This window comes from Candidatus Omnitrophota bacterium (assembly GCA_013791745.1).
Classification (GTDB): Bacteria; CG03; CG03; order CG03; family CG03; genus CG03.
In genome coordinates this window covers 1-24,276 of the sequence record VMTH01000077.1, presented here as the reverse complement: position 1 = coordinate 24,276, position 24,276 = coordinate 1, and the positions used below count along the sequence as shown (strand labels likewise).

Sequence of the window (24,276 nt, the reverse complement as noted above, 5' to 3'; positions counted from 1 at the left end):
TCGAAATAAGTCCACCTGAAGCCCAATTGCCACTGGTTACTGAGCGATAGCGTAGTTTATAGCCACTCGCAGAATTACCTATATCAATAGCATTTGCCGTAGGATTATAAAGCTCCACAAATTCATCTTTGGCGCCGTTAGTGCCCGTTGTGGCCATTTCGCTGATGACGATGTGGACTGCCCAGTCGGCATGCAGAAACGGAACATGAAAAAAGAAAAATAAAAAACAAACAATAACCGTAAAAAGCAAGCCCCGTAGCGCAGGGATGGAGGGCGTGTTCGGCTTGTTCATAACTTCTCTTTCAATAATTTCTGCAGGCGTTTCCAAACGCCCATATCTTCAATTTCATCGCAAATCTGCTGCGCTGATTTAATCAGATACTGTTCATCAATTTTATCACGGTGCCTAAAATAAATGTTTTTGGCGTCCATTATATCAAGCTCACGCCCGGCGATCAATTTAAATAAAATTAAATCCTCCGGCGATGGGAATTTCACTTTTTTACCGAACAATTTCACATCAAAAGCTCTTTTAAGCGCCGCCTTTCCTATCTTAATTGTGTTGATGATAAAATCAGCGTGATACGCCCCCAGGGAAACTCTAAAAACCCCTCTGGCAATAATTGTGTTCTCCGCCTCTTTCCTGTCAAAATTAAAACCCTGCCCCCTCAGCGTTTTCAAAAGTTTTTTCGCCTTTGAACGCGGTATAAAAATTAAAAAATCAGCGTCTTCCGTAAAACGCGGTTTTCCCAAGACACCCGCAGCGAGTCCCCCTATCACTAAATACGGGATTTTATTTTTTTTCAAAATAGAACAAATTTCCCCGAACAGGTAATCCAGTCCTTCTTTCTTTTTTATTTTTTGTTCCATTTTTTATTAGCCTCAAGAATATCCCTGCCCAATCTGCACGTGATTAAATTCTCCACGATGGCCGCGCTTTTTTCAAAACTCAAACTCCGTAAATATTTTTTTTCCTTTTCTCTCTCTTTTTTTGTGAATAAAATGGAATTCTTTCTTCCGGATAAAATGCTCATTGCTTTTTTGATTTTTTTCATAGCGCCCCGTACAGCCAGTATCCCATCACACCTATCGCCAGATAAAAACCGAAAGGAAGAGCCGGGCTCGTCGTCCGCGGCATGGGAGAGACGCTGAAGCCCGACACAAAAGATGTGTAAAAAGGGATAAGGACATTCTTAATGCTTTTAAAAAAAACGCCTCTGGCCAGCATCCATATCACCGTCACTATCCCCGCCACGAAAATTCCGCAAAGAGCCGATTTGAAAACAAAGATCGGCCCTTTTATAGCGCCGACCGCCATCAGGAATTTCACATCCCCAGCGCCCATCCCGCCGGCCGCCCAGAAAAAATAAAGGATTATAAAGCCCGCGAACGCTCCCAGGAGAGAAAAGCCCAGACCTTTCCAGCCGCCGGAAAACGCCGCAAGGGTTACGCCCGCTATAAAAGCGGGAAGCGTGGCCCAGTTGTATATTTTCTTCCTCCACGCGTCGGTGGCGGCCGCTGCAAGCGTAAAAACAATAAGCGCATAATCCTCCGCCCGCAAGTTTGAGGCGATATCCGAAAGAATAAGGTTATTCATTTGTTTTCAGCATCTTCTCGGCTCTGGTGAGCGCCCTTTGGGCTCTGGTGTGCCCGGGATTATATTTCAGCGTATTTTTCCAGCTCGCCGCGGCAAGTTTCAGATAGCCCTGGCTGTACTGCTGGAGCCCTTCGTTATAATATTTCTCGGCTTTGGCCTTATCTATTTTCGGCTCCTGCGTCTTAGGCGCCGCCGACGGGGCGGCTTTGGGAGGGGATTTCGGCGCGGGAGGGGGGTCTTTCTTCACGGCCTTTTTCTTGTCCTTTTCTTCCTCTTTGAGTTTCTCGGCATTTTCCCTGTCCAGCTTCGCCTTGCCGCCGTATAACAGCTTTTCTTTTTCCATGCCTTTTTTCAGTTCCCCTGAGATATATTCGTAGTAATCCCGCACCTCCCTGTTCTCCTTCACCATGAGCACTTTTTCCCATTCCTTGACGGCGTTTTTATAATCGCCCTGCGTATAAAAAAGAAAACCGGAGCCGTATGACTTCTGTTCAAAATCATATTCGCACCATTCGGCGAGATTTTTCTTAAAGGATTTCGTGATCCTGTCCATTTCTTTCAAGGCCCCGTCGTTGAAGGGGTCGAGCCAGTAGGCTTCGGAGAGTTTGTCATAAGCCGTCAGATAAAGGCCATTTTTAATATCCGCCCTGGCCGCTTTATAAAGCTTATTTGATTTCCGGGACTCGCCCGACGAATGCGCGTCCTGCACGATAAAGGCGGCGGCCAGGAGCGCCGTCAGTAATATTTTCTTCATTCTTCCCTCTCCTTCATTTCAGTTTTTTCTCAGCGTTGATGATAGCTTTTTTTATTTTTTTGTTCTTGGGGTCGTACTTTATCGCCATCTCCCAGTAATGGAGGGCGTTTTTGATCCTCCCGAGCGAATATTCCACAAGGCCGTCATTATAAAGAGCTTCCGCCTTTTCGGGGTCAACCTCAAATTTGAGCTCCGGTTTCTTTTTCTCAACCGGAGGCGGCTCCTTTTTCACGGGCCGCGGCGCGGGCGCGGGCCTGCTCTTCTCTTCCAGCTCCTGTATGGCGCTCCGGCAAAGCGCCAGATAACGCGCGGCGTCCGCGTTGTCCGGCGCGAGCTCGAGCAGAAGAGTGAATTTTTCCGCGGCGGAAACATATTCCTCTATGGAATACAGATAAATACCGTCATTCATATACTGGTCTATTTTTTGAAATTTCTCGCGCGCTTCCGCCTCACGGCGTTTTTTCAGAATAGCGGCATTTATTTTATCCACGGTATCGCGGGCCTCGTTGTTGGCGACCACAAGATTGAGATTCTGCTTCAAATAATTGAGCGCCGAGGGAAGATCGTTGTCTATGTAGGCGATAAGGCCGCGGGAATATGACACATCCTCAAATCTTGTTATTTTCCCCGAATCAATACCGCTCTTGCTGTCGTTATACATACCTCGTATGAGCAAAGCGGCTTCCTCATGCTGGTTATCAAGCTCAAGCGTATCCCGTGCCGCGTCAACGGCATAAAACAATTGCCCTTTTCTCGCCCGACGGCGGGCTTTTTTGAAAGCGCGGGTCACGTCCTTATTGGCGCCGGCCTTGAATTTCTGAAGATCCCCCGAAAAAGTGCGGCTCAGGTCAATGCGGTGGGAAGAGCCCAGATTTTCATCCCAGGCGCTGTGCAGAGCATAAGCGTAATTGAATTTCCATCCTTTGAACTCATATCCGAAACCCGAACTCAGTTCCGTTTCATTTATGCCGGCCCGGAAAAAGAAGGGAGCGTACCTGCTGTATTCGGTCCCCGCCGACAGTTTGATGTTTTCACCGCTGCTTAAGGCAGCGTCTGCGGAAAGCAGGAAATACCCTCTATTGGCGGAAACGCCCAGCGCCAGAGAAGGCGGATATGTTTCCTTACAGTTTATGAGCGTTATCGACGGTCCCATGAGATTCCGGTAAACCGCGCCGACGCTGATGGAGCGGCTGAAAAAAGTGTATCTGGCCCCGGCGTCAAAACCGAAGCCCTTATCCGCGTAACCCGCCACATTGTGATGCACTATTTTCAGAGTGGCCCCCAGTTCAAGGGGACTCGCGTAAGCGGAATTGCCGTAGGAAACAAAATAAGCCGAAGTTTCGTTTTCTATTTTACCTGTTGAAAGATTCTGCGAGTTCCAGCCCTCGACATCCCCCACCCCCATGCGCAGCATACCCACGCCAAAATTACCCCACCATTGCGTCGGGATTATCTCTCCCGCGAAAAATTCATAAGTGTCGGCAAAAAGCATATTATAGGACAGCATTCCCTCAAAAGCGGAAAGCCCGGCGAGAGACGCCGGATTCCAGTACATCGTCTCGGCCCCGGAGACATAAGAAACGCCTGTCCTGCCCATGGCCAGATGGCGCGCGCCTATCCCGCCGCGAAGATAAGCGTCAATGCTTCCGGCATCCTCGGAAGAGGGAATAAAAAAAGCGTTTACGCCGGAGACAAACAAAACAAGCGGTAAAAATATACTCCGGAACCGCGGGTTCAGATTCAGCGCCTTTTTCAAATTTTCAGGTTTTTTAACTGCACCACCGTGCCGAGCGCTTTGCCCGTGCTTATTTCCTTCACCACCTCAGCGACGGCCGTGCAGTTCAGTGACAGTATCTCCCTCATCGCGGCGACATTGGGGTTTTGAGAACAATGGTTCAGGAACTCTATGAGCTCGGCGTTTTTGATGAGCTCGAGCATGTGTTTCCCCATACATCCCAGCACGGAAAAACCCGCTGTTTTCCCTGACGCCTCATTAGCGAATATTATTTTATTATCGCTGTCCATGATTATTATGCCCTCGTCGATGAATGCCGCGAGATTCTGAATAAAGAAATCGTAATTTTTGCGGAGTTCTTTTTTCTGGGTTTCAATATCCGAAAGATCCCGCTTGAATTTCTCAAACATCCTCTCCAGAACCCTGGCCAGATACCCTATCTCCCCGGAGCCCGATACATTTATGGTCTCCGGCAGTTCGCCGCGGGACACTTCACGGGCGGCATTCTTCAGATGATTTATATCCACGCCTATGCCCGAATTGATTATAAACGAGCCGACGATCACTATTATAAGCCCCCCCACGGCCACAACGCTGAGATTTTCCTTTATGTCTTCTATACCCGCGTCTATGCTCGACCGGGAGAAACCCGCGCGCAGCGTCGCCGCCTTTTTGTGATCGACCAGTATGGGCGCGGAAAAATCCATTAAGCTCTCACCCTCGGAAAAAACCTCCTGCGTCACCGGATCCTCGGAAGTCACCGCCCGGAGCGATTCCGCGTCCTGATATGTTTTGCCTATCTTCCTCATGTCAGAATGAAAAACAACCCTGCTGCGGTCATCCAGAACCATGATATAACGCACCATCGGGGAACGTTTCATGCGCTCTATGTAATCCACTATGACAAGATCGTCGTTCATCTGCTTCGCGTCGGACATAAAAGAAGCGTAGGTGGACACCATCAGCGCGTTTTTCTGAATGACGTTTTCTATGAGCGCGCTTTTCTGGTATTTAAAAATAAAGAAACATATCGCCGCCAGTAAAAAAGTGGAAAAAATCATGGATTTTAAAACAAGCTGTGTCACAATACCTATCCTGGGCGGCCGTATCCTGCGTTCTTCCGTTTTTTTATCGTTCATAAATCAACCCCTTTTTCCCATCAGAAAACACCCCCGAAAACGCCGCCCATGAATTTCAAAGCCAGCGGCCCGAAAAGCATTATAACAATGGAAGGAAATATGAAAAACATCAGAGGGAACAGCATCTTGACCGGCGCCTGATGAGCGAGCTTCTCGGCGAGCTGAAAACGCTCTATGCGCATCTGTTCCGACTGCACCCTCAAAACCGGGCCGAGACTGGCCCCGAGATTATCCGCCTGTATTATCGCCGATATGACAGAAGTCAGCGCGTCCAGAGACACCCTTTTGGACATCTCGGTCATTGATTCTTTCCTTGACTGCCCCAGACGAAGCCCCTGCTGCATAAGGCGCAGCTCGTCGGTCAGAGGCGATTTCTCGGATTTTGATATCACCTTGTTCACCGCGGCGTTGAAATCTATGCCCGCCTCCATGGAAAGTGTCAGAAGATCGAGGATGTTGGGCAGTTCCCTGAGTATGGAATGATGCCTTTTCGTTATCATGTTTTTAAGCGACGCGTTCGGCAGAAAATATCCCATAATACCGAAAATGCCGAAGGCGACAATATTTATTTTTTTAAGAAAAAGCACCTCAAGAAGTATCATGCCGATGATGCTGACGAGCACCAGCGTTATAAAACCGTCGGGGGTCAGCTCCGCGGGATTGCCCGCCTGATTGAGCTTCTGCCGCACATCGTCCCTGTATTTCACAAGCCACGAATATTTGAGAGCGCTTATGCGGGAGGTTAAGCCCCCTATGATGACCTTACTCAGCTGCAGCTTCGGTTTTGAGGAATCCTTTTGCTGCGAAAGGTCAAGACGGCTCATCAGATCGTCTTCCTTTTTTCCGCCGGCGGCGGCAAGGATGACGAAGAAAACCGTAAAAAACACGGACGCAAGAATCGCTATATTCACAGATTTTTCCCCTTCTTCATATGTCTATATTCACGATCTTCTGGATTATCACAAAACCCGCGGCTATCAGAGCGAGTATCACGACCAGCATAAGGTTTCCCAGCGCGGTGTTTATCATCGGGGCCATCATGTCCGGCGACATCCATGAAATAGCCGCGAAAAGAGCGAACGGCATTAAGGCCGTGATAACGCCCGAAAGTTTTCCCTGCGTTGTAAGGGAGTCTATCTTGCCCTGTATCTCCTTTCTTTTTCTCATGGTATCGCTCAGACGGGAAAGCGTCTCCGAAAGATTTCCGCCCACCTCCTGGGCGATGTTTATCGCTATGACGGCGATGCGCAGATTGACGATGCCCGGCCATCTGTGCACGAAGTTAAAAAGAGACTGTTCCATGGAAACGCCTATTTTCACCTCACGCCCGACAATGCCGAACTCATCCGAAAGCGGAGGGTTACCCTGCCTGGACATCACCTCAATAGTCTGGGGAAAACTCATGCCGGCCTTGAGCGAATTGGCTATGAGCACCAGCCCGTCGGCGAGCTGGTCGTCGATCCGTTTCGCTTTTTTTTCTTTGTTCAGATCCGAGAGAAATTTCGGCGCGAAAAAACCCGCAACCCCCAGCGCCAGCGATATGAGCATTTTGCCCGAGAGCGCGAGAAAGATGACAAAAAAAGCTCCGGCGAAGGAAAACTTGATGACTTTCGCTTTTTTTGAACCGGGATCTTTTTCAAAGGCCGAGAACAGATCGTCCAAATCAAGTATCTTTTTTTTAACCCCTCCGTTTTCTTTTTCTTTCTCTTTTTTCCTTTCGATCTCATCAGCAACCGCCGTGACGATAAAATATATGCCGGCGAAAAGCGCCAGTGAGATCAAAGTTTTCAGGAGGATTATAAACATTTATTCGCCGCCGGTTTCCTCAAATGTGTGATAAACAAGCAGGAAAGGCCTCACATAGACATTCTCGCCGGGGCGGGCGCTGGCATAATTTGAAATTTTTTCATTTCTGGATGAAGTTTCCCCCGGCAACGCCCCCGACGGCGCCCAGGCCTGAAGAGTGTAGGTGTCGGCGCTCGGAAAACCGAGTTTTCGCGGCACCTTTATCTCAAGCCGGTATTGGCCTTGTTTACCACTGACATTAGAGGCGTAGGCGACTTCGGGGTGGCTTATTTCCTTGACGCAGGCGCCCTCCCATCCGCCATAATCAACGAGCACTTCCACGACTTCCGTATTCGTGTCTCCCGCTATCTGATACTGATAAGTTATTTCGCCTCTGTGTATTTCTCCGTTAAAAACGATCTTCTGATCGCCGCATCCGGAAACGGCAAAAACCGCCCCGGTCAAAATCAGGAAAAAAAAGTGTTTACGCATTTTCAGCCCCCCCTTCTTTAAATATGCCCAGGTCAAGGGCAATCCCCTTTGATTTTATCTCATTTATGAATGTGGGCATCACTCCCGTCGGGGAGAAGCGGCCTTCCACCCTGCCCTTCTCGCCTATGCCCGTCTGGGTGAATTTAAAGAGAGTGCTCATCACTATGCTGTTCTGCTCTTTGCCCGTCACCTCGCAGATGTGAGTGACTTTCCTTGAGCCGTCGGAGAATCTGCTCAGCTGCACGACGATGTTCACCGCGGCTACGATCTGCTCACGAATGGCCGTCACGGGGAGATCCATCCCCGACATAAGCACAAGCGTTTCCAGCCTTGAAAGACAATCCCTCGGGTTGTTAGAGTGTATGGTGGTCAGTGAACCGTCGTGGCCGGTGTTCATCGCCTGGAGCATATCCAGCGCCTCGCCGCCGCGGCACTCCCCTATCACTATCCTGTCAGGCCGCATTCTGAGCGAATTGATAACCAGATTCCTGATCTCGACAGCGCCTTTCCCCTCTATGTTAGGCGGGCGGGACTCCAGAGAAACGACATGATCCTGCGGCAGACGCAATTCCGCCGCGTCCTCTATCGTGACGATCCTTTCCGTTTTGGGTATGAAACCGGAAACAATATTGAGTATGGTGGTTTTTCCGGTGCCGGTCCCGCCGGATATTATTATGTTTTTTCGGAGCAGCACGCACACCCGCAAAAACTCCACGATCTCCGCGGTGATGGCCCCCATGTGAATGAGATTTGAAAAAGTAAAACTCTCCTTTTCAAACTTCCTTATCGTGATCGTCGGGCCCACCAGAGAAAGCGGCGGGATGATAACATTTACGCGGCTGCCGTCGGCCAGGCGCGCGTCCACCATGGGAGAGGCCTCGTCAATACGCCGGCCCAGAGGCACAACAATGCGCTGAATAATATTCATGAGCTCGTCATGCGACGAAAAACGCTTGTTCGTGAGAGATATCTTGCCCTTTCTTTCCACATATATCCTATCCATGCCGTTGACCATCACCTCGGTGATGGAAGGGTCTTTCAGCAGATCCTCAATGGGCCCCAGCCCCAGCGCCCTGTCCATTATCTCCTTGGACAGGCGTATCCTGTCCACTCTTTCGGAAAGGCCCTTACCCTCGCTGGCGAGTATGGCTTCTATTTCTTTCTCAATGTCGCTTCTGGCTTTTTCCTCCTGGTGTTTCGTTTTGATCGCGGCGACATCTATCTGCTTTTCCTTGATCCTTTCCACCAGTTTACGGTATATGTTTTCCTTAAGTTTCTCATAGACATTTTCAGCGCCGGGTATGACGGCGGGACGCGCGTCCTCCGCTTCCGCTTCCGCGCGGGAATAATCCCGGCGGGCGTTTGAGAGCATCTGGCGGAGTCCCGCGAAGATGCCCCTCCCTTTCTCCTCCTCATCCTCCGCGAAGCTGAGGTTCTGGGCGAGCTGTACGATTTTTCTACTGAAAAGGGATTTGGGCGAATTCACGACGGCCGGCACGCCCTTATTGATGGATTCAAAAAGCGTTTCGGATTCAAAAGGCAGATCCCAGAAAATATCCTGTTTCAGATAATCCCTGATCTGCGCCTCGGACAGGGCACTCTTGAGTCCGCTCTTGTTGAGCAAGGGTTTGACCATCTGGGGGGGAAAATGATTTTCTATGAAACCGCTGATGATCTTTTTCGCGTGAAAAAGAGAAAGGAGCTCCGGCGTGAAAAGAAGAAAAACGAGGTCGCTCGAATCATACGCGGCTATCTGCACATCAGTAAAACCCCGGCCGAGATTCACAACAACGAAATCATAGGAATTGTGAAAGGAATCCAGTATCTTGGATATGTGGGATGGCCGGATCTGGATCGTTTCTTTTTTCTCGGCCGCGCAGCTCAAAAAATCCAGACCGCTCGAGTGCTTTGAGACAAAGCCCTGCATCATATCGGCGTTCAGCTGACTTAAAACAGGCAGGATCTGGATGAGCGTTTTATCCGTGTGCATCTGAAGGAGCAGCGCCAGTTCGCCGAGAAGTCCGGCGTTAAAATCAAGAAGAACCGTTTTCTTTCCGAGGTTGTGGAGGGCGAGCGCGATATTGCACGCGAATGTCGTCTGGCCAACGCCCCCTTTGGCGCCGACAATGGTTATAACCCGCCCTTGGCCCATCAGTTTCTCAGCAGATCGTCCGTGTCTATCACAGAAAGACCCGGCGTGGCCTTCTCGCCTATCGGGCGCAGTGACAACTGTATTTCGCCGATCTTGGCCAGATGCGTTATTTTCTGCGCCTGGTCGGGTGTGAGAGCGAGCGTCACCGTCGGGATCTTTTCCTGCTGATCTTCCTGCGGCATCTCGCCCATACCCTGGCCCTCTTTCTTCTCGGGCGCTATAACAGTGCCCATGATGTTCTGATTATAGGCGAGGACGAGGACATTCTGAAACGCGGTAAAAGACCTGACTATTGGACGGTGTTTCACCGTGAATTCGGATGTGCCTATAACATCAACCCTGTCCCCGGGTTTGATGAGCCGCGCCACGCCCGTTATATCGTTGACCGCCACCGAAACAGCCCTGTATCCTTCAGGTATAACGATGGACATGCCCGTTTCCTTGCCCGGCTGCACAAGTTTGGTCGAGGTCACCTGCTCACCCTCAAGTATCGGAACGAGCGTCGCGTTGACATACATCCCCTGTTCGTTCATGAGCTGTTTGACCGAAGTGACAGCGCCGGGCTGAACGAAGTTGCGCGGTATTCTTTTTATATCCACCATGTCTTCTGTGATGAGCGTGCCCTCGGAAATATAGCCCTTGGCGACAAGAACATTTACCGGCTCGGAGCCGACCTTGTATTTTTTCTCCACACTGCTCAGAAAAGTCTGAACCAGCAGAACAGCCATAAGCCCGAAAACAGCGGCTATCAGAATAACTTTCCTATTTTGCATATTGCCCCCTCCCCTTCGTCTTTCAGAACGCGTTCTTGATTGTATAATATGAGCGGACTTATATCAATATGCAAGAGGTGCCTTTTAATACTTAGTTAAAGCGTTCGGCATTGCAAAGAAACTTCAATTAAATTATCATTGCGGATATGCGTGGGAAATTTAATATCAGAACTGTTTTGATCGTGTTTCTTCTGAGCATCGTTTTTATCCTCAATCTCACGAAAATATCCGACCCCGATTTCTTCTGGCATCTGAAAACGGGAGAAATAATCGCCGCTTCCGGAGCGCCGGCTCAGGACACTTATTCATGGACACACGGGGGCGGAAAGTGGCTGGATCACGAATGGCTGTCGCAGCTCATATTTCACGCTGTTTTCAAAACCGCTGGTTTCGCCGGCATCATACTGCTTAAAGCGGCCTTTATAACAGGCGCTTTTTTTATGGTTTTTCTCACCTGCCTGAAACTGAGTTCATCCTTTGAGATCTCTGTTTTTGTCAGCGCCCTGGGCGCGGCGGCATCATCCCTGACTTATTCGGCGAGGCCATGGATATTTTCTTTTTTTCTGCTGGCCGCGCTGATCCTGATCTTGTACGGGGGGAAATCCCGCCACATCCGCGCCGTACCTTTTCTTTTTGTCTTATGGATCAACCTGCACGGGATGTTCATCATCGGCGCCGTCGTGCTGGCCGTTTTCGCCTCGGAAGAGACAATACGCCTGCGGAAAGTATCCTCTCTCGGCTATGTAGCTCTCATAGCCGCGGCGGCGCTCCTGCTCAATCCCTACGGCATAAGGGCAGCGCTCCATCCCTTCAAATATCTTTACGGCTCCACGCACACGCACATGAGCTACATAATGGAATGGATGAGCCCCGACTTTCACTCCATCCACGGAAAAGCTCTTATCATTTTTGCCGCGGCAACGCTGCTCTCTTTTATTTTCTCGCCGGAAAAACCGGCGGCGCGGGATATGTTTCTTTATTTTTCATTTCTGGCGGGCGCGCTTTACTCCGCGAGGAACATACCCCTTTTCATAATCGTGACATCCCCCGCCGCCTCCAGGCACATGGCGCTTTGGCTGGAGGCGTTTTTGAAGCGGGTTTCCGATAAAACTTCGCAGGGTGTTATAAAATCAAAACCATTAGGCGCCTTGAATTATTTCCTCGTCGCCCTGGCGGCTGTACTGATTGTCATGACATTTAATAAAAATTTTCGCGGCGGATATCTTCAGGATAACGAACTGCCGGGAAAAGCCGCCGAAGAGATCGTCACGCTCAAACCGTCGCGCCTTCTGCATCCCTATCACTGGGGCGGCTATCTTATATACAGCGGCATAAAAGTTTTCATAGACGGCAGAGCCGATTTCTACCCCGGCGGATTCCTTGAGGATTTTTTTCAGTCAACCGAACTTATGAAAGATCCACGCGAATTTCTTGAAAAAAACAATTTTGATTTTATTCTCTGGGAAAAAAATGCCCCTTTATCCTTTTACCTCGGCAATTCAGAGGACTGGAAATTACTGCGGTCTGACGAAATTTCTGTGATCTATAAAAGAAAAAAACGGCAGGGGATTTAAATATCGGGCAGATATGGCGTTCCTGACAAACGCCTGAAATCAGCGCAGTAGGCCTCTTCCCTGAGCGTGATCTCTTCGGTGGAAAACGGCTGAAAAAAACTTTTACTGAATTTCGGCACCCTTATTCTATAACCCACGGTGACATGGGATATGGGGTTTCCGAAATAGCTCGTTTTCGCCAGAGATATTGTTATCCTGCTTCTTTCCAGTTTGGGTGTACCCCTGTCGAGGAAGTGTAATACCTCGCCTCTTACATAAGTGTCAGCCACCAGATTGGTGGATCTGAGAATCGCGCCGTGTTTCGCCGCCATAAGAAGCCGTTGCTGGATTATCAAAGTCTGGCCGAAGCGGACGATGGCTGTTATGAAAAGAGGCAGGACAATGAGGCATATCACCATCTCCGCCATCGCCTGGCCAGCACGAGGTGATTTCAAATTCTTTTTCATCAGTGCAGATAGCTCACCCCGTAGGGTATGAGATATGCGTTGAACTGGGCGGGATTCAAGGCGGATATCGGCTGTGGAATAAATATTTTTTCCATCAGTGAGGCGTTCCGTGAACGCGGAAATCCGCCGTAATGAAGCCCGTAATTTTTTCTACAGTCGTAAAAGACTTTTGCCTGAGCCGAAGCCCATGTCGGTTTTGCCGCTGACAAATTGCCGAAGAGAGAACCCGCAAACGGCTGGTAGGCGTCCTTATACACGCGCCATTTTATTTTGTGCGTCGGCTGGGCTTTCTGCTCATCTGTCGCCCACGACCGTCTGTAATAAGCGGGGTTATAGGTCTTTGTTCCCTGAGGTATGGGTATCTCTATCGTCCCCCATGGAGTGGGAATTTTGATGCATTTCCAGAACAGAACTTTTATTTTCCGCCCTTTGAGTTTGAGAGAAAAAGAACCCGTCGGTATTCCCGCCTTGGCGCCGTTCAGTTTCGCCACATGATATCCCATCGCCGCCGCCTGTCCGGCGCCCGCTCTCACCCAGGCTGTTTCAATCGAGCGGAGCGACTCATACGCGCTTTTCATATTCTTCATCATCATAGGCGAGAGCGTACCAAATAGCATCGGCAAAAAACCTCCGACGCAGGGCACCTGCTCTATGCCTATGACGTTATTTGTGTTTGCAACCACATTCAGCGAACGGGCCAGAATTCTCGTGGAGCTCAGAGCCGCGCAGTCGGCGGCGTTCTGCATCTGTATCCTGCGGTAAAACACAACGCCGGTGTTTATGACCATGAATGTGAAGAGGCACATCACCAGCATCGTCAGCGCCGTAAGAACTATGGCCTGTCCGCTTTCTTTTTTCATTCAACGCCCTCCGGAAGCTCATGCACCATGGCCCGCGCCGAGGCGGACAGAGGTATTACGGCCGTTGTCATGAACATGGGTTTGAAAAAATATCTCACAGTGCATTCCACTATTTTGATTCTCCTCTGGCTGGAGGAAGCTATCGTGCCGGGAATTCCCACCGGACGGCGGGAATTGACGGTGCTGTTGTTCGTTGTGACGCCCCCGAAATAACCGTAACTGGTCAGGCCGATGGTTTTCTGCACGACATAGGCGGCGGCGAGATTCGCGGACCTTCCGACGGAAGCCGCGCGCGCGGCGGAATTAGCGGCGTCGTTAAGGACAAACATCGTTTCGGCTATCATGGCCAGCTGCATTATTCCGAACAGCAGCGTCACAAGTATGGGGAATACCATAATAACCTCGACGAGGGACTGGCCTTTTTTTGATTTGTTTTTCACGGCCTCATACCGGTGGAACCCGTGCGGGCCTTGGCCACCCTGTTGTAATGCACGCGCATGGCGTACTGATAAGTTTTGAAGGTGCCGACGGCAAACATGGCGCAGAGAAAAAGAGCCATGACATATTCCGTCATCGCCTGCCCCGAACGGAGCCGGGCGACGGGGGCGGCGGCGAAGGATTTTTCCACGGGCGCTTTACCTCGCGATATTTCCCAATGTCTCGGCGCCCCTGCTGTAACCCTTCTTGATCTTGCCGCCGTACATTCTTATACCCCATATGCACGCAAGAGCAATAAGAAAAATGAGCAGGATATACTCGGTCATGCCCTGACCGCTTTCATCGCCAGCCAATGTCCGCAGAAAACGCGACAGACCGCGGCCTTGCGTACCCCGCCCTTTAAGGGCTTGCATCAGTTAATTGTTATCTCGCGGCGTTTCTCAGTTTTGATGCGCCGGAGTTGAACGCGTTCTTAACGGTGTTGCCGAAGACCTGAACCATCGCGTAGGCCAGAAGGGCGATAAGGAAAACCAAAAGAATGTACTCTGTCATGCCCTGCCCTCTTTCATCTCTCAAAAAATTCATAACAACCTCCTGTGGATCCGCGCATTATTTTTATGAATGCCGGATACCCTTTCAACAATTTACAATCTTTCAGTCACCCCACGCGGATTCAACTTTATTGCCCGCGCCCAAAAACCTGCCGCAAACCGTTTTGCCGTATTGCTGCACGGCAAGATATCCGAGAAGCGCTATCAAAAAAACAATGAGGATGTATTCTGTCATACCCGCCGCGCGGCCGCTTCTCAATTTCCGGACAAAAACCGATTTTTTCATTTTATCGTGCCTCCAAAACCGCCGAGCTTTCTCGCCGACTGTATAAGCGCTATATCCAGACACAAACCGAAGGCCCGCAGCACCTGCGCGGCGGAAAGAACGACGAGAAACATCATTAAAATATACTCAGTCATTGCCTGACCACCGCTGCCGGAAAAAAACAGCCGGAACCGGGACTTACGCGCGGAAAAATTAATATTTCTCACCATTTTCTTATACTGTTCATGGCGTCTAAATACGCCTTATTCAAAACGAAATTAAACATCTTCAAACCAAACACCGCCACGGTCATGCAGAAAATCATCAATATGTATTCACTCTCGCCCTGGCCGTCTTCCGAAACCAGCCAACCGCCGGGCCTGCCCGCCGCGGACAAAAATCCCGCGCTTCCGCTTATTTTAATAGCTTTCACACCTTTGAATTGTATCTTTATGAAGCTGTCTTTGTCAATAGCTTGGGGTCAGGTCTGACCCCCTCGCATAAAGGGGCTTTTTTTATTATAATACTCAGAATTTGTTGAAATCCCGCTGATTTCCTACTAAAATTGTATTATGGAGCATAAATGTAATTCTATGAACAGGCATGTTTTGAAATTTTCGCCGCTCTTCTGCGCAGCCGCGCTGTGCCTGACACTCCCCTTTAATGCCGCCCGGGCCGAGGAACTGCCTTTTAATCATGAGCTCTGGCAGGAAATAAGGCGTCAGAAAGAGGAATATGACTTTGAGGAAAAAAGCTTTGAAAAAATAGCTGAAGAAACGGCTCCGGAAAAAGACAAGGCGGCTGAACCCGCGGGGGCCATCCTCCCCAAAGCGTCATTTGATATAGACCTGCCGGCGGAAAGCGGCGGAGAACTCGCCGTGGCGGGCCGAAAATCCATCTCAATGAAATTCGGAAAAGTGTTTTACAAGGAAAAGGACGCATCCAAAAGAACCGTCAGCGCCGGCGGAACTGACGGCTTTGACATGAGCATGGACCAGCAGCTGCAGATCAAGATAAAAGGAAAAGTCGGGCGGAAAATAAACGTGGATATAAACTACGATGACAACCAGGGCGACCTCAACAGGCGCAACATCCAGATCAAATATACCGGCGACCCCGATGAGATCGTCCAGAAGGTGGAATTCGGAGACATCACCCTGTCACTGCCCGGAACGGAATTCGTCGGCTATTCGGGAAAAGCCGGACTGGACAAAAACCTGTTCGGTTTTATGGGTTCGGCGAAATACAAAAGTTTATCGCTTTATTTTGTCGGATCCCAGACGAAAGGGCTGAACGAGATAAAACGCTTCACAGGGTCAACGGAATTCAGAAAACCCATAATCAATGACGCCTCTTATATGAGCCGGAAATACTACGAGATCTATAATTCAACGGCCTCTCTGCCGCTGACCAGAGGCTCCGTAAAGATCTGGCTGGATGACAGGATAGGAGAAAACAACCTCGTCGGGATAACACAGCCCATGACGGTCATGTGGTCCACGCAGACCTTCACGGGGAATTTTGACCTCCTCAAACCCGGCATAGATTACATTGTGGACCATTCACGCGGTATTGTCACATTCTATAAATCCGTATCAAAAGACGCCGTTATCGCCTGCGACTGGACGGACACCGACGGAAACCAATTTTCCTCATACAATGCGGGGGGATACAAAACGGTGATCAAAGACGACGGCGGCCGGGCCGGACGCTCCTCGCCCGCTGAAGATCATTATGAGATAAAGAACCGCTATTCCCTCGGAGCGACCAACATAATACGCGACTCGCTCGGAGAGAAATTCGTCATAAAAATACTGGACAATTCCAACAGCGAAACCGCCGCGGGCGGCACCCGTTATGTGGATTTTTCATCCGCGTCTTTCACCGTGGATTATGACCTCGGTATAATTGAATTCTCGCGGGAGAGGCCTTTTGAGGACATCGGCGCCGAGCTGGGCTACGACTACAGCGACATCTACGACCCTTCCCGTCACGGCGAGAGGCTTCATTTCGCCGTTTACGCGGAATACCGCGTGAAGCTCAACACCTACCTTCTGCGGCCCAGTATCGTCAAAGATTCCGAAAGGATCTCCATGGACGGGAAAATCCTGGACAAAGACAGGGACTATATGCTGGATTACTACTCAGGATGGATCACCTTCCTCAACACAGAAGATATAAAAGACGATTCGTCTATTGAAGCATCCTATGAATATTATCCCTTTGTCGGCGGACAGGAACAAACCCTCGCGGGGACAAGGATCGAATACAAACCCAGCGCTAATTTTTTCGCCGGCGGCACAATACTGTATAATTTCGCCCCGTCGGCGGGAGATATCCCCAGCATCTACCAGACATCTCCCTCCACGCTCCTGTTTGACGTGAACACCAGGCTGTCGTTGAACCCGAAAAGACATTTTCCTTTCAGGGTGAATATCTCAGGGGAGGCGGCAAGGAGTGAAAACGACCCCAACAAAGCCGGGAAAGCTATCGTTGAAAACATGGAGAACATTAAACAGGAAGATACCGTATCCACCTATGAGGAACAATGGAAACCCGCCGCCATACAGGATCCCTACAAACGCGGAATGCTCGTGTGGAATGAGATCGACGGAATAAACATGCGGGAACTCAATCCCGTTTATTACAACAGCGAAGATGAAACCAGCGCGCTCGCCCTGAATTATTCGCTCATGCCCGCCGGGGGCCAGACAGCGCTCGTGTATGCCATATCAAGCGAGGGGGCGGATTACAGCCTGAAAAAATATATAGAGGGATATATATGGGGCAGCGGGAAAAACGAAACCGTCACAATAGAACTCGGCCGTTTTAACGAGGACGCCGATGCCGACGGCGTCCTTGACAATGAAGACCCAAACAACGATCACTTTTTGAACGACGGCGAGGACACCGGAGTTAAATTCAATCTCCCCGGAAGCGCCAACACATGGTTTGTCTGGGGAAAAGACAACGGCCGGCTTAACACGGAAGACCTCGACGGCGACGGCGAGCTGTCAACGGATGAAAACATCATTTATTCAACCGCCGTGACAGTCTCATGGTCGGGATGGCAGAAATTCAAATACGAACTGCCCATTACCGCGACCAACAAAGACTCGTGGCGGTCGGTGAAACAGCTCTCCGTGACACTCGGCAGGGCGGCGGGAGGCGCCTCCGCGGGTGAGATAAAAATAGCCGGTGTCGGCCTCGTGGGCAACAGATGGCAAAAGCCCGCGCTTATCCGCGGCGGCATAGCAATAGACATAGACGCCGACGGGGATATTTTTGACGTATCCGCGATAAACAACGAAACAGATCCTGAATACGCCGGGAAATCGCTCCTGTACACCCCTTATTACAACGATCTTTACGACAACAGCGATGTTGAGATACGGGAACAGGCCCTGCGGATAAATTACAGCCTTTCGCCCAACGCCACAGCTTATACATACGCGTCCTATTCCCGCATGGACCTATCCATATACAAAAGACTGAACTTTTTCGTTTACGGGGAAAATTCCGGAAACAGCGCTTTTATCAGGATAGGCAACGACATAACCAATTATTACGAGTATTCCTTTACCGATGATTTTACGGGATGGAAGCATTTCAGCCTGTCCCTCCTGGATGCGGACTACGATTCCATACCCGACGGCTTCCAGTCCCGGACAGGCAGCGTTAACATAAACAACATCACCAGGATATTCGCCGGCGTCAGGAGCGGCGGCAGCGCCTCATCGGGTGAATTGTGGATCAATGATTTTTACGTGGACGGCGTCAGGAAAGAAACAGGCAGCGCGAAAAAAGCGCAGGGTTCCGTGGAGCTCCCCGGCTGGTTTACCGTCGGAGCTACACACAAGGAAATAGATTCCAATTTCAAGAGCATGACATTTGAAAGTTCCAGCGACCAGGAGTTCAAAACCGGCGACCTCAGCCTCAACCGCATCAGGTGGATGCCTCTTTCCGGGCATATTGAAAGATCCGTCGTCACCACTCCGCGGGAGAAAGTCAACCTCTCCGACGCGCCCATGGCGCAGTATCTCAGCATATGGGATGAAGGCCGGATCGAGAAAAATCTTTATTCCATAAAAGGCGCCCTGAACATAAAGCGCCTGCCTCAGTTTTCAGGCGACTACAGTCACTCCGTCACATCAAACTCACTGGCCGGGAAAACGGACACCGCTGACACCGTTCACGGGCGTATGACCTACACCCTGCCCAATCTCATCATACTCCCGAAAAACATCACGGCTGACTATACCCGTTCGGTGTCGGCTGTGGAATACAACAGGCAGATCAGCAATGTGGACACGGAAAACGAGACCGAAACCTTTTACGGTGACGCGCAGTTTTATCCGATTAAAGCGTTTAATTTCAACAGTAATTACAAACTGACGAGAAACACTTCCGGGAAAAAGATCGAAGAAGACAGCATGGCGCGCCTTCTCAACAGCCAGAATGTCGCCGCGGGCGTGGGCGGAAACCTCAGGCCCTTCAAATGGCTCAACACCAGCTTCAATTACAGCGCGGCCGTTACCGAAAATTATGCCATGCCCGCGAGCACCGAAGCATGGAAAAGCATCGGTCTCACATTAAAAGACATCAACAGAACAAGTTCCGCCGGATTCGGCATACCTCTCAGCATGGGGAGCCTGATAAATTTCGGCCCCACCAACAGCCTCACTTTCAACTACAATCTGAAGGTGACGGACGCGGACGTCTACAAAAATGTGGACAAGGATTTCAACGCGCTGAACAAACTTTTTCTCCGCGACAGCGGCTTCGTTTACACCGGACTGACCTTTGACCAGAATAATCCCGAGGCCGAACTTTATTCCTACTCCACTTCCCGGTCCGATACGCTGTCCACATCATACAAACCTTTTGCTTTCCTGGATCTTGCCGGCGCCTGGACGCCGATCGGCACCACCGACATACAGCTGAATTACACATCCAATCTCGCGCGGACGGAGCTGACCGGCACACCTTCGGAATCCCTCACCCTCACATTTCCCGACGCGCGCATAAGGATATCCTCACTTGAAAAAATACCGATCTTCGGGAAAAATTTTTCCGCGATGAACACGCTCATAGAAATATACAATTCCGAAACCGAGCAGAAAAATCTTTCTCTCGCCGCGACCGCCAGACAGGGGCTGACGCTCAATTTCAAATGGCAGAAATTCACCGTCGGCACCGGCTTCAAAATAAGCGAGACGGAAAACAAGGACATCCAGCAGAACGCCGTGTCCGCTCAAAGCACGGACAAATCATGGAACGCCAGCGTTAATTTTGACCTGTGGAAAAAATGGCATTCCAACTTCACTTACACCGGCGCCAACAACGTCGGCTATTCCGCCGGAGGAGTTATGTCCAAGGACGATCGTTCGCACACCGTGAACGCGAAACTCCATTCGGACACCATGAAAATGAGAAGGAGCTTTCAGATACCTTTCAGCGCGAAAAAAATGGAGATAGACCAGAATGTCAGATACAATATTGATTTTTCCGGCACGATGAAACGCAGCAGCCTGAATGTCACAAGCACAAATTATCAGCTCTACGCGAGTAATTTTTCCATGGATTTCGACATGTCTTCCAATTTCCGCTGGAGTCTGGGAGGCGGGCTGTCCTATGCCGATTACATAAAACGCCGTGAAAACAATTACATGGCGGTCAACATCAGTACAAAACTTGAAATAATTTTCTGATGTTCCGGCAACTGATAAATTTTATTTTCCCGCCTCGCTGCCCGGGATGCGGAGAATTCCTTCCCCTCAGCGCACGCGAACCCGTTTGCCGCCGATGCCTGGACGAAATAAGCTCCCACGAGCTGCCTCCCGTGGAATACGGCAACTGCGCGCTGATAAGCTCCGCGCTCTACAGGGGCGCGGCAAAAAAGCTGATAAAGGAAATGAAATTCCGCAACGGCCGCTCATGCGCCCGGACAGCCGCGCGCGTGATGACGGACAGCCTCATAAAACACGGCGGGAGCTTCCTGCCTGATGTCATAATTCCCGTCCCCCTGCACAGAACCAGAAAAAACGAAAGGGGCTACAACCAGGCATCACTCATAGCGAAAAGCGTTTCTAAAATTCTGAAGCTGCCCTTTTCCGCTTCAAAGCTGCGGCGTGTTCGCAACACCCCCTCCCAGCGGGGCCTGCACCCCGACGAGAGAATAAAAAATGTAAAAGGCGCTTTTGCCGTGCGGGGCAAACTTCCGGCGAATATTATTCTCATAGATGATGTCGCCACAACAGGCGCCACCGTCAACGAATGCGCGGCCGCGCTGCTTAAGGGCGGCGCAGAACGAGTTATCGCCCTCACCTTCGCCAAAACCTGAATCCTTCTATTTAGCGGGCTAAAACATCTCTTCGGGGATTACCCTGCTGACGCCAAAGTTGTGTTTTATGCGCCGGGCATTTTTGCTATAATCGCTTAATGGAAAACAACATCAAGCTTTCGGTGGTGATACCCTGCCTCAATGAGGAAAAGAATATCGTCCGGGCGGTGCGGCTGACTGATGCTTATCTGGCTAAAAAAAACCTATCCGGCGAGATCATAGTTGTTGACGACGGCAGTGCGGACATGACCGCCGAAAACGCTGAAAAAACCGCGGTCTCCGCAGCATTCAGGCTGACCGTGATAAAACTCGGCCGGAATCTCGGAAAGGGAGCGGCTGTGCGCAAAGGCATCCTTGAATCCTCCGGAGATTATGTTCTTTTTACCGACGCCGATTTCTCCACCGACATAAGTGAACTGGATAATTTCCTGAGGGAATGCGAAAAAGGCAGCGATATCGTCATCGCTTCCAGGAGCCTGCCGGGGAGCGTCCTCGACCCTCCCCAATCCTTTTTCCGCCGTGCGATAGGAGCTTTCTGCCGGATAATGGTGCATTTTCTGGCGGTTAAAGGATACAAAGACACCCAGTGCGGTTTTAAGCTCTACAAGAGGAAAGCCGCCCGGGCAATATTCTCCCGCCTTAAAACCGACGGTTTCGCCTTTGATGTTGAAACGCTGGTGCTCGCCGAAAAACTCGGTTTCAGCGTCAGGGAAATGCCGGTAAAATGGAGAAACTCCCCTGATTCAAGAGTAAACCCTGTAAAAGATTCTTTTGTTTTTTTTATCCGGCTGTTACGGGGCTTTTAGACAGTGCCCTTTCTCTCTGTATCCTTTTGATCATACGGCGGGCCTTCCAGTGGCTCGGGTCAAGATCCAGGATATAGCCGAAGAAAATTTCGGCTTTTTTCAACTCTCCCTTTTTATAATAATAATCGCCGTAAAAATAATTTTCTTTCATCTTTATCAGCTTCTCGCTGACGGGTATATCGGGCGGCGACACCTCCCGCATTATGCTGATCTCGACCCTGTCTTCCAGCGCTTCCGACCCGGACGGAGCCTCGCCCCACCCCTTCAGTATAAGCCGCTGGGGGTCAATGCCTTTTTTTATAAAAAACTGTCCGATGTTGAGCGCCCGCCCGGCAGCGACCGGCATCTTATCCCGGCGGGAATCCAGGCCCGCGAAACCGGAGATCACTATCTCATTGGGCAGATCATGCATTATCCTGAATATGTCATCCAATACGGCTAAAGCCGATTCTTTGATCTCTATGCTGTCTTTCTCAAAAAAAACGGGAAGATTGAACATCAGCGTTATCCTGTCCGAAGCCATGTCCATGTTTTTGAGATATTCTTCCCTTGTGGAAAAATAATTCTCAAGATATTCCGCCAGCTCCACCTCCTTTATCGGAGCGGAACGGCCGAAGCCCTCGGTGAGTGATGCGACGACTTTTTCATAGCGCACCTGGCCCGTCAGATATGTGTAAGCGTAGAGCAGCAGAAAAAATATCATAAGGATGGTCATGAGGTTTCCGTAAGGGACAATCCAGGCGGATTCGTCGTTCATTGCGCGATAATTTTTGTAACGACTGAAAGCATCTGCTCCGTGTCAACGGGCTTGAGCAAAAGAAAAAACTCGGCCTCCTCAAGAGTTTTCGCCAGCATATCGGAAGACGCGTAACCGGTGATGACTATTATTTTGTTTTTCGGCACATCGCCGGATATTTTTTCAATGACTTCAAGCCCCGTGGTATCGGGCAATCGCAGGTCTATTATAACGCAATCATATTTTCCGGCCGAGGCATTCACCACGGCCTCGGCGCCGGATGAGGCTTCCACGACCTCATAATCGCGGCTGCGCAGGATATCGGCGAGTGTCTCTCTGACGCTGAAATCGTCATCGACCACAAGAATTCTTTTTTTCATAACTGTTGCTGCTCGCAGGGCAGGTACACCGTCATTTTCGTGCCCTCCCCCTCCCTGCTTGTGAGCGAGATCGTCCCTTTATGCCTTTCTTCCACTATCTTTTTGACCGTCGCCAGGCCGAATCCCATACCGGAACTTTTTGTGGAAATAAAAGGTTCCCATATCTCTTTTATCTTATCGGCCGGGATTCCGCATCCGCTATCGGCGAATCTGATCCTGATGGAATTCTTATCGACAGAAGCCGATATTTTGATTTCTCCGGGAGGAGTTATGGCCTCGCAGGCATTTTTGATAATGTTGGCGAAGACCTGCCTTATTTCCGACGCGTCGGCCTGAGCCCGGAGATTTTTTTTCACAGCCAGTTCAAAATCAATGAGTTTGTATTCCTGCTTGAACATCTCAACGCATTCGCCCAGAATCCCGCCTATATCACAAAGCGCGAAAACCGGCGGTTTTAATCTTGAAAGACTGAGAAGATCCTCTATCATAAACGATATCTGCTTTATCTCGTTTTTTATGATATCCAGGTGCCTGCCTATTTTGCTCTTCTTTAACGCCGGGGGCAGCTGCGAGTCTATAAAATACTGCGCGTTTTTTATCGCGGCGATGGGATTCCTGAACTCATGCCCTATCATCGCGACATGATGCCCGAGTATCCCGGCGGATTCCTGCGAACTGATCTGTTTTTTGAGTTTGCTTTTTATATCGTAAAATCCACTCAATTTCTCCTCGAGAGCCGAGATCTCGTCAAAACCCTCTCCCTGCGCTATGCTTCCGGAGGCCAACGCCTCAAGGCGTGATGTCAGATTGTTGGCGAAAGACATCGCCAGCGAAAAAGTGAAAGCGAGCGCTACCAGCGAGAATATAACAAATCCGTTGCGAAAGCCTTTATAAAAGCCATGGGACTCTTCTTCCATAAGGCACAATGTCCACCGCCCTTCCAGAAGAGGATACCGTTTTTCTGTACAGCCCGCTTTGGTATCACCCGACGGAGCGGATCCCGGCGGAGTGGAGTAAACTTTAACCGAACCGCCAGGCGTTAAAGTCATTTTCTCCGCCTCTTCTATGAAAGGAGCAAGCGCTATTGTTCCCCGCACCTCGCGGTCATTATCGGAAGGAAGAGCGAATTCGACATAGGGTTTGCCGGCAAGCCAGAAAATATTGCTCAGCGACGTTTCAGGATCAATCTGGGCCTTCCCGAAACTGCCCTCTGGCCATCTTGACATTTCGGCAAGACGGCGTCCGGAGGAATGGAGAGCGATCCTTTCCAGCTGCGGATAGAGAGACGCGAACCTGACGAAAAAAGTGTTGAGCTGCCCCCATTCGTGAAGATTGAGTATCAGCGATATAAAAGTTTCCCTGAGCGGCGGGCGTATTATCGCTATATGCTCATTGAAAGACAACTCCATATTTTTCCGGGTCTTCTCAAAACGCGCACGCGCAAGCTCTT

General features: G+C 50.2%; 27 protein-coding genes. 4 read left to right on the top strand and 23 right to left on the bottom strand.

Going from position 1 to position 24,276, the window contains the following annotated elements:
- From FP827_03655 to cpaB, 12 genes are all read right to left on the bottom strand, one after another.
- A partial coding sequence (locus FP827_03655; protein ID MBA3052170.1) for a lamin tail domain-containing protein occupies nucleotides 1-292 on the bottom strand: 292 nt, incomplete at its 3' end.
- Entirely contained in the window at nucleotides 289-870 is a 582-nt protein-coding gene (locus tag FP827_03650; GenBank protein ID MBA3052169.1) for a hypothetical protein, read from the bottom strand. The genes FP827_03655 and FP827_03650, both read right to left, overlap by 4 nt.
- Nucleotides 855-1,055, bottom strand: a complete 201-nt coding sequence (locus FP827_03645) for a hypothetical protein (protein MBA3052168.1) — start codon at nucleotides 1,053-1,055, stop codon at nucleotides 855-857. Before FP827_03645 ends, FP827_03650 begins: the two co-directional genes overlap by 16 nt.
- Nucleotides 1,052-1,597 (bottom strand): prepilin peptidase, encoded by a 546-nt coding sequence (locus tag FP827_03640; protein MBA3052167.1) that lies wholly within the window; start codon nucleotides 1,595-1,597, stop codon nucleotides 1,052-1,054. The genes FP827_03645 and FP827_03640 overlap by 4 nt, the downstream gene beginning before the upstream one ends.
- The gene (locus FP827_03635; protein MBA3052166.1) at nucleotides 1,590-2,351 is read right to left on the bottom strand and encodes a hypothetical protein; all 762 of its coding nucleotides are present in this window, start codon (nucleotides 2,349-2,351) and stop codon (nucleotides 1,590-1,592) included. Before FP827_03635 ends, FP827_03640 begins: the two co-directional genes overlap by 8 nt.
- Before the next feature lie 13 nt (nucleotides 2,352-2,364).
- Complete coding sequence (locus FP827_03630; GenBank protein ID MBA3052165.1) at nucleotides 2,365-4,107, bottom strand: hypothetical protein; 1,743 nt, start codon at nucleotides 4,105-4,107, stop codon at nucleotides 2,365-2,367.
- On the bottom strand, nucleotides 4,104-5,225 hold the full coding sequence (locus FP827_03625) for a HAMP domain-containing protein (GenBank protein ID MBA3052164.1): 1,122 nt from the start codon (nucleotides 5,223-5,225) through the stop codon (nucleotides 4,104-4,106). The genes FP827_03630 and FP827_03625 overlap by 4 nt, the downstream gene beginning before the upstream one ends.
- Before the next feature lie 20 nt (nucleotides 5,226-5,245).
- A complete protein-coding gene (locus FP827_03620; protein ID MBA3052163.1) occupies nucleotides 5,246-6,136 on the bottom strand; it encodes a type II secretion system F family protein in 891 nt (296 codons plus the stop codon).
- 16 nt (nucleotides 6,137-6,152) lie between these two features.
- Nucleotides 6,153-7,031, bottom strand: a complete 879-nt coding sequence (locus tag FP827_03615) for a hypothetical protein (GenBank protein MBA3052162.1) — start codon at nucleotides 7,029-7,031, stop codon at nucleotides 6,153-6,155.
- The gene (locus tag FP827_03610) at nucleotides 7,032-7,502 is read right to left on the bottom strand and encodes a hypothetical protein (GenBank protein ID MBA3052161.1); all 471 of its coding nucleotides are present in this window, start codon (nucleotides 7,500-7,502) and stop codon (nucleotides 7,032-7,034) included.
- Entirely contained in the window at nucleotides 7,495-9,654 is a 2,160-nt protein-coding gene (locus tag FP827_03605) for an AAA family ATPase (protein MBA3052160.1), read from the bottom strand. The genes FP827_03610 and FP827_03605 overlap by 8 nt, the downstream gene beginning before the upstream one ends.
- On the bottom strand, nucleotides 9,654-10,427 hold the full coding sequence (gene cpaB / locus FP827_03600; protein ID MBA3052159.1) for a Flp pilus assembly protein CpaB: 774 nt from the start codon (nucleotides 10,425-10,427) through the stop codon (nucleotides 9,654-9,656). Before cpaB ends, FP827_03605 begins: the two co-directional genes overlap by 1 nt.
- Nucleotides 10,428-10,573: 146 nt before the next feature.
- Here cpaB and FP827_03595 point away from each other — a divergent pair, with 146 nt between their 5' ends.
- On the top strand, nucleotides 10,574-12,001 hold the full coding sequence (locus FP827_03595) for a hypothetical protein (GenBank protein ID MBA3052158.1): 1,428 nt from the start codon (nucleotides 10,574-10,576) through the stop codon (nucleotides 11,999-12,001).
- Here FP827_03595 and FP827_03590 read toward each other — a convergent pair.
- The 8 genes from FP827_03590 to FP827_03555 form a co-directional block, all read right to left on the bottom strand.
- Nucleotides 11,998-12,447, bottom strand: coding sequence for a pilus assembly protein (locus FP827_03590; GenBank protein MBA3052157.1), 450 nt, complete (start codon nucleotides 12,445-12,447; stop codon nucleotides 11,998-12,000). The two genes, FP827_03595 and FP827_03590, sit on opposite strands and share 4 nt — an antisense overlap.
- Nucleotides 12,447-13,307, bottom strand: coding sequence for a pilus assembly protein (locus FP827_03585; protein ID MBA3052156.1), 861 nt, complete (start codon nucleotides 13,305-13,307; stop codon nucleotides 12,447-12,449). Before FP827_03585 ends, FP827_03590 begins: the two co-directional genes overlap by 1 nt.
- Nucleotides 13,304-13,747, bottom strand: a complete 444-nt coding sequence (locus FP827_03580; protein MBA3052155.1) for a pilus assembly protein — start codon at nucleotides 13,745-13,747, stop codon at nucleotides 13,304-13,306. Before FP827_03580 ends, FP827_03585 begins: the two co-directional genes overlap by 4 nt.
- Entirely contained in the window at nucleotides 13,744-13,935 is a 192-nt protein-coding gene (locus tag FP827_03575) for a hypothetical protein (GenBank protein MBA3052154.1), read from the bottom strand. Before FP827_03575 ends, FP827_03580 begins: the two co-directional genes overlap by 4 nt.
- A 7-nt stretch (nucleotides 13,936-13,942) precedes the next feature.
- Nucleotides 13,943-14,158, bottom strand: coding sequence for a hypothetical protein (locus FP827_03570; GenBank protein MBA3052153.1), 216 nt, complete (start codon nucleotides 14,156-14,158; stop codon nucleotides 13,943-13,945).
- A 10-nt stretch (nucleotides 14,159-14,168) separates the two neighbouring features.
- Complete coding sequence (locus tag FP827_03565) at nucleotides 14,169-14,330, bottom strand: Flp family type IVb pilin (GenBank protein ID MBA3052152.1); 162 nt, start codon at nucleotides 14,328-14,330, stop codon at nucleotides 14,169-14,171.
- Between the two features lie 69 nt (nucleotides 14,331-14,399).
- A complete protein-coding gene (locus tag FP827_03560; protein MBA3052151.1) occupies nucleotides 14,400-14,582 on the bottom strand; it encodes a hypothetical protein in 183 nt (60 codons plus the stop codon).
- 202 nt (nucleotides 14,583-14,784) lie between these two features.
- On the bottom strand, nucleotides 14,785-14,994 hold the full coding sequence (locus FP827_03555; GenBank protein ID MBA3052150.1) for a hypothetical protein: 210 nt from the start codon (nucleotides 14,992-14,994) through the stop codon (nucleotides 14,785-14,787).
- A gap of 160 nt (nucleotides 14,995-15,154) precedes the next feature.
- Between FP827_03555 and FP827_03550 the strand changes: the two genes are divergently transcribed.
- The 3 genes from FP827_03550 (at nucleotide 15,155) to FP827_03540 (ending at nucleotide 21,710) form a co-directional block, all read left to right on the top strand.
- Nucleotides 15,155-20,272, top strand: coding sequence for a hypothetical protein (locus tag FP827_03550; protein MBA3052149.1), 5,118 nt, complete (start codon nucleotides 15,155-15,157; stop codon nucleotides 20,270-20,272).
- A complete protein-coding gene (locus tag FP827_03545; GenBank protein ID MBA3052148.1) occupies nucleotides 20,272-20,904 on the top strand; it encodes a ComF family protein in 633 nt (210 codons plus the stop codon). The genes FP827_03550 and FP827_03545 overlap by 1 nt, the downstream gene beginning before the upstream one ends.
- Before the next feature lie 98 nt (nucleotides 20,905-21,002).
- A complete protein-coding gene (locus FP827_03540) occupies nucleotides 21,003-21,710 on the top strand; it encodes a glycosyltransferase family 2 protein (protein MBA3052147.1) in 708 nt (235 codons plus the stop codon).
- Here FP827_03540 and FP827_03535 read toward each other — a convergent pair.
- The 3 genes from FP827_03535 to FP827_03525 form a co-directional block, all read right to left on the bottom strand.
- On the bottom strand, nucleotides 21,685-22,467 hold the full coding sequence (locus FP827_03535; GenBank protein ID MBA3052146.1) for an OmpA family protein: 783 nt from the start codon (nucleotides 22,465-22,467) through the stop codon (nucleotides 21,685-21,687). The two genes, FP827_03540 and FP827_03535, sit on opposite strands and share 26 nt — an antisense overlap.
- Nucleotides 22,464-22,826 (bottom strand): response regulator, encoded by a 363-nt coding sequence (locus tag FP827_03530; protein MBA3052145.1) that lies wholly within the window; start codon nucleotides 22,824-22,826, stop codon nucleotides 22,464-22,466. The genes FP827_03535 and FP827_03530 overlap by 4 nt, the downstream gene beginning before the upstream one ends.
- Nucleotides 22,823-24,276: HAMP domain-containing histidine kinase (locus FP827_03525; protein MBA3052144.1), on the bottom strand; the 1,454-nt coding region annotated here is incomplete at its 5' end. The genes FP827_03525 and FP827_03530, both read right to left, overlap by 4 nt.

Coding starts and splice junctions, on each gene's coding strand:
- FP827_03625 (MBA3052164.1), bottom strand. CDS start 5,225: ATGAACGATAAAAAAACGGAAGAACGCAGGATACGGCCGCCCAGGATA.
- FP827_03585 (MBA3052156.1), bottom strand. CDS start 13,307: ATGAAAAAAGAAAGCGGACAGGCCATAGTTCTTACGGCGCTGACGATG.
- FP827_03635 (MBA3052166.1), bottom strand. CDS start 2,351: ATGAAGAAAATATTACTGACGGCGCTCCTGGCCGCCGCCTTTATCGTG.
- FP827_03535 (MBA3052146.1), bottom strand. CDS start 22,467: ATGAACGACGAATCCGCCTGGATTGTCCCTTACGGAAACCTCATGACC.
- FP827_03540 (MBA3052147.1), top strand. CDS start 21,003: ATGGAAAACAACATCAAGCTTTCGGTGGTGATACCCTGCCTCAATGAG.
- FP827_03605 (MBA3052160.1), bottom strand. CDS start 9,654: ATGGGCCAAGGGCGGGTTATAACCATTGTCGGCGCCAAAGGGGGCGTT.
- FP827_03545 (MBA3052148.1), top strand. CDS start 20,272: ATGTTCCGGCAACTGATAAATTTTATTTTCCCGCCTCGCTGCCCGGGA.
- FP827_03640 (MBA3052167.1), bottom strand. CDS start 1,597: ATGAATAACCTTATTCTTTCGGATATCGCCTCAAACTTGCGGGCGGAG.
- FP827_03550 (MBA3052149.1), top strand. CDS start 15,155: ATGAACAGGCATGTTTTGAAATTTTCGCCGCTCTTCTGCGCAGCCGCG.
- FP827_03560 (MBA3052151.1), bottom strand. CDS start 14,582: ATGAAAAAATCGGTTTTTGTCCGGAAATTGAGAAGCGGCCGCGCGGCG.
- FP827_03615 (MBA3052162.1), bottom strand. CDS start 7,031: ATGTTTATAATCCTCCTGAAAACTTTGATCTCACTGGCGCTTTTCGCC.
- FP827_03610 (MBA3052161.1), bottom strand. CDS start 7,502: ATGCGTAAACACTTTTTTTTCCTGATTTTGACCGGGGCGGTTTTTGCC.
- FP827_03645 (MBA3052168.1), bottom strand. CDS start 1,055: ATGAAAAAAATCAAAAAAGCAATGAGCATTTTATCCGGAAGAAAGAAT.
- FP827_03595 (MBA3052158.1), top strand. CDS start 10,574: ATGCGTGGGAAATTTAATATCAGAACTGTTTTGATCGTGTTTCTTCTG.
- cpaB (MBA3052159.1), bottom strand. CDS start 10,427: ATGCAAAATAGGAAAGTTATTCTGATAGCCGCTGTTTTCGGGCTTATG.
- FP827_03530 (MBA3052145.1), bottom strand. CDS start 22,826: ATGAAAAAAAGAATTCTTGTGGTCGATGACGATTTCAGCGTCAGAGAG.
- FP827_03590 (MBA3052157.1), bottom strand. CDS start 12,447: ATGAAAAAGAATTTGAAATCACCTCGTGCTGGCCAGGCGATGGCGGAG.
- FP827_03650 (MBA3052169.1), bottom strand. CDS start 870: ATGGAACAAAAAATAAAAAAGAAAGAAGGACTGGATTACCTGTTCGGG.
- FP827_03570 (MBA3052153.1), bottom strand. CDS start 14,158: ATGCAAGCCCTTAAAGGGCGGGGTACGCAAGGCCGCGGTCTGTCGCGT.
- FP827_03565 (MBA3052152.1), bottom strand. CDS start 14,330: ATGAATTTTTTGAGAGATGAAAGAGGGCAGGGCATGACAGAGTACATT.